The organism is Thermoanaerobaculia bacterium (assembly GCA_018057705.1).
In the GTDB taxonomy this organism is placed as follows: domain Bacteria; phylum Acidobacteriota; class Thermoanaerobaculia; order Multivoradales; family JAGPDF01; genus JAGPDF01.
On sequence record JAGPDF010000156.1, the window covers coordinates 1 to 4,322 of the forward strand.

The following is a 4,322-nucleotide window of genomic DNA, read 5'->3' on the forward strand; positions in this document are numbered from 1 at the left end:
ATCGTCCGGCGATTGCCGGCAGCGTGCGACGGGTTCCCTGCGCCAGCGTCTCAGTTCGGCAGCAGGACGCTGTCGACGACGTGGATGACGCCGTTCGACTGGTTGACGTCGGCGATCGTCACGGTCGCGGTAAGGCCCTTCTCGTCCTTGAGGACGACCTTGCCGTCGACCAGCATCGCCTGAATCGAGGCGCCGGCGACCGTCTTGAAGCTCGTCGTGCCCTTGCCGTCCTGGATCATCCTGACGAGATCGGCCGCCATGACCTTGCCTGCGACCACGTGGTAGGTGAGGATTTTCGTGAGCGTCGCCTTGTTCTCGGGCTTCAAGAGACCCTCGACCGTGCCGGCCGGGAGCTTCGCGAACGCGGCGTTGGTCGGCGCGAAAACGGTGAAGGGACCGGTGCCCTTCAGCGTCGTCACCAGATCGGCGGCCTTCACCGCGGCCACCAGCGTCGTGTGATCGGCCGAGTTGACGGCGTTGTCGATGATGTCCTTGTTGGGGAACATCTCCTTGCCGCCGACCATGGGGTTCGGACTGCCGGCGCTGGCGGCCGAGACGACGGCGAGCGCTGCGAGGGCGAAAGCTGCGACGAGCGACTTTTGGGAGTACTTCATGAGCGGAGTCCTTTCGGGTTGTCGTTGCCGGTCTCTTGCGACCGTTCAACATGGACTACGCCTCGTGCGGGCGGGCGGATGGACCGTGCGACCGATCCATCCGAACCGGCTCGCGGCACGTATCGCCTCATCGGCGGGAGGAAGGACCGGGTTCAGGCGACGGTGCCGGCCTCGGGCTCAGGCGAGGGTTCCGCTTCCGGTTCCCGAGGGGCCGGGCCCCGGGCCTCCGGCGCGGCGTCGGTATGCAGGCCGCTGGCGAAGACGAGTGTCGCCAGGGCGAGCGCACACGAGATCCAGAACGGTGCGCCGGAGCCGAAGCGCTGGAAGGTGAAGCCGGCCCAGATCGGACCGACCAGCCGCGCGACGCCGCCGTAGGCCTGTTGTACCCCCATCGTCGCGCCCAGCTCGTGGCGCATGGCGAAGCGCGACACGAGCGACGACGACGCAGGGAAGAGCAGTGCCGTGCCGATGGGAATCAGCATGATCGCGACGCAGAAGGTGACGATCGTCGGCGCCAGAGCCTGCAGCGCATAGCCGGCGGCCAGCGAGACCAACCCGATCCGCATCACACCTTTCTCGCCGAAGCGGCGCACCGCAGGACCGAGCAGAATGACCCGCATCACCAGCGAGATCGCTCCGACGAAAACGTAGAAGAGGCCGAACGACTTCTCGGTGATTCCGAAGCGCTCCTGCAGGAAGAGCGCGAGGACGGCGTTCATCGCCATGAACGCCATCATGCCGACGGCGTAGATCCAGATCAGCCGGGCGACGGGGCGCCGGGGATGCCTGAAGACCGCGAGCATCCGCTTGCCGAGCGATTCGCGCTGCTCCTGTTTCGCCTCGGCGCGCGCCTCGGCGCTCGACGACTCGGGCAGCCAGCGCTTGACGAAAAGGAGATTCAGCAGACAGAGCGCCGTCGCCACCAACCCCGGTACCGCCGGCCCCCCGAAAGCCGCCAGCGAGCCCAGCGCCGGTCCGATCATCACGCCGGCGTTGGTCGCAGCGCTGATCCAGCCGAGCGCCTTGGCGCGCTCTTCGGGCACGATGGCATCGCCGACGTAGGCCTGCACGACCCCGGTGGTGGCGCCGCCGGCGCCGGCGACGAAGCGCGATATGAAGATGAGCGCGATGAGCCAGCCGGGCGAGATACGCGCCATCGCCCACTCCGAGCAGGCCAGGGCGAGGAGAAGGAAGGCGACCGCCGCGATGCTGATGCCGAACATCAGCGTCGGCCGACGCCCCTTGCGGTCCGAGATCTTGCCCAGATAGGGAGCCATGAGCAGCTGGGCGAGGGCGAAAACCGAGACCATCAGGCCGATGAGGAGCGGCGAGGCACCGAGCCGGTCGGCGTAGAAAGGCAGCACCGGCATCACCATCAGGAAGCCCATCATGTCGACGAAGACCGTCGCCATGAGCGCCCAGAGGCGCGCCAGCGAGACGCGATCGGGGGCCATTCAGCGGACTTCCTTCTCGCGGCCCCAGAGCAGGAACGCAGCGGCCGAGAGTGCCGTCAAGAGAACTCCATAGACCGCGGCGACGCCGGTTTCCTGAAGGCGGAGGTTGGAGAGGATCTCGATCGAGATCGGGCGGGTTTCATAGGTGTAGAGGACGATCGAGACCACGAAATCGCCGAACGCGGCGAGGAACGCGAGGCTCGCTCCGGCCGCGAGCGCCGGCCGCACCCTGGGAAGAGTTACGCGGACGAGCGTGCGAAGTTTACCCGCTCCGAGCGCAGCCGAAGCCTCTTCGAGCTGCGGATCCATCTGTTCGAGCGCCGCGATCGCCGCCTGGCCCGTCGCCGGCAGCGCTCGCACCAGATAGGCGAGCGGCAGGATCGCCGCCGTGCCGACGAGCAGAAAACGGCCGCTGGCCGGCGATTGGACACTCATCGTCGTCGCCAGCGCGACGGCGAAGGCGGTCGCCGGCACCGCCCACGGGACGGCAATCAGCAAACCGATCGCCCGCGACCAGAAGGCCCCGCCGGGCCGCCGGTCGACCGCCCGGCGCGCCGCGACGAAGCCGAGGGCGAGGGCCCCGGCCGTCGCCGCCAGCGCCATCCAGAGCGAGTTCGCCACCGGCCGCAGGGCCTCCGCCGTCGCCCCAAGCGATCGGTAGTTGGCGAGCGAGAGCACCGGCGGGAAGAGCTCGGTCGTCCAGGAGGCCCGCGGCACGAACGAGATCAGGATCAGAGTGAGATGGGGGAGCAGCAACAGGAGCGCCAGCAGCCAGCCGGCCGCGGTCAGAGCGATTCGCGCCGCAGGGCTGCGCACGACGCGGCGTTCCGGCGGCGTGCCACGCTGCGTAGCGGCGCGCCGCCCGAGATGCCGGCGCTCGAGGGTGCGGGCGACGAGGAGGCCCGCGATCGCCACCGCGATGAGGAAGAAAGTCTCGACCTCGGCGATGTCGACGTCGCCGTTCTGGCGCGAGGCGAGGATCTGGGTGGTCATCACGCGAAACGAGCCGCCGAAGATGTAGGGCGCCGAGAACGAACCGAGGGCGGTGAGGAAGGTGAGGATGGCCGCTGCGGCGAGCGCTGGCGCAAGCCCCGGCAGGACGACCCGAGTGAGCGTCCGCCATCGTCCGGCGCCGAGGGAGGCCGCCGCCTCGAGCTGGGCACCGTCGAAGCGCGCCAGCGCAGCGCGCGTGAAGAGATAGAAGTAGACGTACATCGAATAGGTGTGGACGAGGAGGATCGCGCCCGGTCCGGTCAGCCGCCACGGCGCCCCGCTCGACCCCACCAGACTTCCGACCAGACGGGTGGCCATGCCGCTTTCGCCGTAGAGGTAGAGAAAGGCGATGACGCCGACCAGCGGCGGCAGCGCCACCGGCAGCGCCAGGAGCTCGCCCAGGACCCGTCGTCCCGGAAACTCGGCGCGCGCGAAGAGGAAGCCGAGCGGCACGCCGACCAAGCCAGCGAGAGCCACCGAAGCGAGTGAAATCCAGAGACTGCGATAGAGCGCCGTCCACTCGTCGGGCCGGTTCACGAACTCGGCGAACGGTGCGCTCACGGCGGCTCCACCGCCGGAGCCCGCGGTCACCCCGGCCTCGGGGGTGAACGCCGCGAAGGTCGTGACCAGGAGCGGATAGCCCACCAGCCAGGCGAGAACCAGGAAGACACCCGCGCCGAGCCACCAGCGCCGCGCTGCGGTGCTCACGCGGAGGGCTCCGCGGCCGCGCGGGGGAACAACTTCGGGCGCGCGTCCGTACGCAAGCGCACACCGACCTGCGAGCCGGGAGCCGGTATCTCCCCCGCGACCATGATCTCGATCTCGAAGCCACCCGCCAGACGAAACGTGAGGTAGCTCACCGCTCCACTGAAACGAGCCGAAAGAAAAGCCCCAGTAAAGGGGGTTCCGGGCGCGGCGCTGTCGCAGATCTCCAGCATCTCCGGACGCAGCCACAGGTCTGCTTCTTTCCCTTTACCGAAACCGCGCGACGCGAGCGACAATGTCGCCCCCGGCGCGAGCGCCGGGCCGCCGACGGTCGTCGGAAAGAGGCCATTCTCAGCCTCCGGTTCGACCTCGACGACGGTCACCGGCAGGAGGCTCGAGCGCCCGATGAAGCCGGCGACGAAGCGCGTTGCCGGTTCGCGATAGAGCTCGTGCGGCGTCCCGAGCTGTTCGAGTCGGCCGCCCTGGAGGAGCGCCACGCGGTCGCCGAGATCGAACGCCTCCTCCTGCTCGTGAGTCACGAGGAGGGTCGTGATGC

At 68.9% G+C, this 4,322-nt stretch carries 4 protein-coding genes; all 4 read right to left on the reverse strand.

Annotated elements, in window-relative coordinates; all coding sequences use genetic code 11:
* Positions 1-50 precede the first annotated feature (50 nt).
* Positions 51-614, reverse strand: coding sequence for a fasciclin domain-containing protein (locus KBI44_21470; GenBank protein MBP9147056.1), 564 nt, complete (start codon positions 612-614; stop codon positions 51-53).
* A gap of 152 nt (positions 615-766) precedes the next feature.
* Positions 767-2,068 (reverse strand): MFS transporter, encoded by a 1,302-nt coding sequence (locus KBI44_21475; GenBank protein ID MBP9147057.1) that lies wholly within the window; start codon positions 2,066-2,068, stop codon positions 767-769.
* Entirely contained in the window at positions 2,069-3,769 is a 1,701-nt protein-coding gene (locus tag KBI44_21480; protein ID MBP9147058.1) for an iron ABC transporter permease, read from the reverse strand. It lies immediately after the preceding gene.
* The coding region (locus KBI44_21485) for a TOBE domain-containing protein (protein MBP9147059.1) at positions 3,766-4,322 on the reverse strand (557 nt) is incomplete at its 5' end. The genes KBI44_21485 and KBI44_21480, both read right to left, overlap by 4 nt.

Bases quoted from the DNA above. Each gene is read 5' to 3' on its own strand.
- KBI44_21475 (MBP9147057.1), bottom strand. From the start codon at position 2,068: ATGGCCCCCGATCGCGTCTCGCTGGCGCGCCTCTGGGCGCTCATGGCG.
- KBI44_21470 (MBP9147056.1), bottom strand. From the start codon at position 614: ATGAAGTACTCCCAAAAGTCGCTCGTCGCAGCTTTCGCCCTCGCAGCG.